This window comes from Spirillospora sp. NPDC049652 (genome assembly GCF_040675125.1).
GTDB lineage: Bacteria > Actinomycetota > Actinomycetes > Streptosporangiales > Streptosporangiaceae > Spirillospora.
Genome location: NZ_JBFAOF010000906.1, coordinates 1 through 2,876, shown reverse-complemented (window position 1 = coordinate 2,876; position 2,876 = coordinate 1). Strand labels below are relative to the sequence as shown.

Below are 2,876 nucleotides of genomic sequence, written 5' to 3'. Positions count from 1 at the left end.
TTTGCCGGGCCTGTCGGCCGTCGTCTGCGACGCGACGAGCCTGGCGCCCGAGGCGAGCACGACCTGCCGCGCCACCTACCAGGTGACCCAGCAGGACATGGAGCGCGGCTCCATCCGCAACAGCGCGACGGCGCACGGCACGCCGCCCGGCGGGTCCGGGCCCATCGAGTCGCCGTCCTCGGACGTGACCGTCACGGCTGAGCCCAACCCGGCGATCCGCGTCGAGAAGTCGGCCGAGCCGGAGACCTTCTCGCGCGCCGGCGAGACGATCGAGTACACCTACCGCGTCACCAACACCGGCAACGTGCCGCTGGACGAGATCGGCGTCACCGACCGGCTCGACGGCCTGTCGGCCGTCGTCTGCGACGCGACGAGCCTGGCGCCCGGGGCGAGCACGACCTGCCGCGCCACCTACACGACGACGCAGGCGGACGTCGACCGCGGGAGCGTCCGCAACTCGGCGACCGCGCACGGCCGGCCGGAGGGCGGCGAGCCCGTCGAGTCGCCCGATGCGGAGGTCACCGTCCCGTTCGAGCCTCACGAGCGCGCGGGCATGAGCGTCCACAAGAGCTCCACGCCCCGGACGTTCTCCCGGGCGGGCCAGGAGATCCGCTACTCCTACCGGGTGACGAACACCGGGTCGGCGCCGCTCGCGGACATCGCCGTCACCGACCGGATGAACGGCCTGTCGGACGTCTCGTGCCCGCGCTCGGAACTCGCGCCGGGCGAGAGCATGACCTGCACGGCCACCTACACCACGACCGAGGAGGACGTGAGGCGCGGTTCGATCCGCAACTCCGCGACGGCGCACGGCACGACACCCGACGGAGAGGTCGTCGAGTCTCCTCCGTCCACGTCCACGGTGCACAAGTCCGGCAAGGGCGGGATCAGGGTGCGCAAGAGCGTCCGGCCGAAGACCTTCTCGCACGTCGGGCAGGTCCTCCGCTTCAGCTACCGGGTGACCAACACGGGGTCGGTGACGCTGCGGAACGTCCGGGTCGACGACGCCCTGCGCGGTCTGTCGGCCGTCAGCTGCCCGAAGCGGACGCTCGCGCCGCGGGAGTCGATGACCTGCACCGCGACGTACCGCGTCCGGGCCAGGGACCTGAGGGCCAGGGCCGTGCGGAACCGCGCGGTCGCGGAGGGGACACCGCCGGGATCGCGTGTTCCGCTGGTCTCCAGGCCGGCCAGGACGACCGCCTACGGGCACGTCCCGGTCACCGGCTGACCGAGAGCGCCTTCCGCGCGGTCCGCGCGTGACGGTACGAGAGCACGGCGGCGAGACCTCCTCGCCGCCGTGTTCTCGCGTCTCCGGGTCCCGCGTCTCCGGAGCGCGCGGCTCCGGGTCTCCGGCTCCGGTCTCGTGTCTCCGGTTCTCGCGCGGATCATCCCGGAAAACGCGATTCCTAACGATCTGTGATGGGTACGCCACCTACCGTATTGATCATGGGTGGGGCGCGGACACGGCGGCGACCGTGACGGCGCTCCTGGCCGCGGACGGCGAGGCGGCCACCCGGCATGCCGATCACGTCGAAACGGGGGGAAGTATGGGCGTTGCACGCCCGGGCGGAGGGTTCCGCCATCTGAGCAGGACGAAAGCATTCACCGTCGGCGCGCTCTGCTGCGCGATGGTCTCGGTGGCCGTCCCCGCGGCGGCCGTCGAGGCGCGCGCGGACACCGCCACGAGGACGGCCGGCTCCGCCGACCCGTATCCGCCCGGGCACCACGGCCATCCGCGGCACCATCACGGCCATCCGCGGCACCACGGCCACCCGTGGTTCCCCAGGCCGCTCGACGTCCTCTCCGGCATCGCGCTGGAGAAGACCGCCGACCCGATGACCTTCACCGGGCCGGGGCAGCCCGTCAGGTTCCACTACCACGTCTCCAACATCGGGACCTGGCCCCTGATCAACGTCGTCGTCATGGACGACCTGCCGGGGCTGCCCGCCGTGGAATGCCCCACGACGAGCCTGCTCGTGGACCAGAGCATCGACTGCACGGCCACCTACCGCACGACGGACGCCGACGTCCGGGCCGGCTCGATCCACAACGTTGCGGTGGCGCGCGGCGTCACACCGAACGGCCTGCCGCCCGCCTACTCGGAGGAGTCGGCGGTCACCGTCCGGTTCGCGGGGAACGCGGCGCTCAAGGTGAGGAAGGAGGCCCACCCGCGGGTCTTCGGCGGCGCGGGCCAGACCATCCGGTTCGGGTACCACGTGACCAACGACGGTGACGTCCCCCTGCACGAGGTCGGGATCATCGACCACCTGCCCGGCCTGTCGGCGGTCCACTGCGACGCGAGGACGCTGGACGCCGGGGCGAGCACGCACTGCTCCGCCACCTACCGCACCACGTGGAAGGACGTGAAGCGCGGGCACGTCCGCAACGTGGCGGTCGCGTGCGGCCGGACCGAGAACGGCGAGTCCGTCCGGTCGGAGCCCGCCGAGACCGCCGTCCACGCCGTGCGCGCGCGGATCGGCCTGCGCAAGAGCGTCCGTCCGACGACGTTCTGGCGAGCGGGGCAGGTCCTGCGGTTCGGCTACCGCGTGACCAACACCGGCGGTGTCACGCTGCGCCATGTCGGCGTCGTGGACCGCCTGCGCGGCCTGTCGGAGATCCGCTGCTCACAGCGGACGCTGCGGCCCGGGGAGTCGGCGACGTGCTCGGCCTCCTACCGCGTCACCCGGCACGACGTGAGGGCCGGGTCCATTCGGAACAGGGCCTACTCCGTGGGCCACCCGTCCGGGTGGAGGGAGCCGGTGTGCTCCAGGTGGACGTCGGCCACCGCCTACGGGCACGTCGCCGTGACCGGATAGCCACGACCAGTCGGCACGGTGCCGCGAGCACGGCGACGGCGTCGGCCTTCGCCGTGCTCG

2 protein-coding genes are annotated in these 2,876 nt (G+C 72.5%); both read left to right on the top strand.

Annotated features, from left to right (window positions below; translation table 11 throughout):
* Positions 1 to 1,228: CLIPPER-2 domain-containing protein (locus AB0J52_RS34675; RefSeq protein ID WP_500187127.1), on the top strand; the 1,228-nt coding region annotated here is incomplete at its 5' end.
* A gap of 319 nt (positions 1,229 to 1,547) precedes the next feature.
* On the top strand, positions 1,548 to 2,816 hold the full coding sequence (locus AB0J52_RS34670) for a CLIPPER-2 domain-containing protein (protein ID WP_500187126.1): 1,269 nt from the start codon (positions 1,548 to 1,550) through the stop codon (positions 2,814 to 2,816).
* Positions 2,817 to 2,876 lie beyond the last annotated feature (60 nt).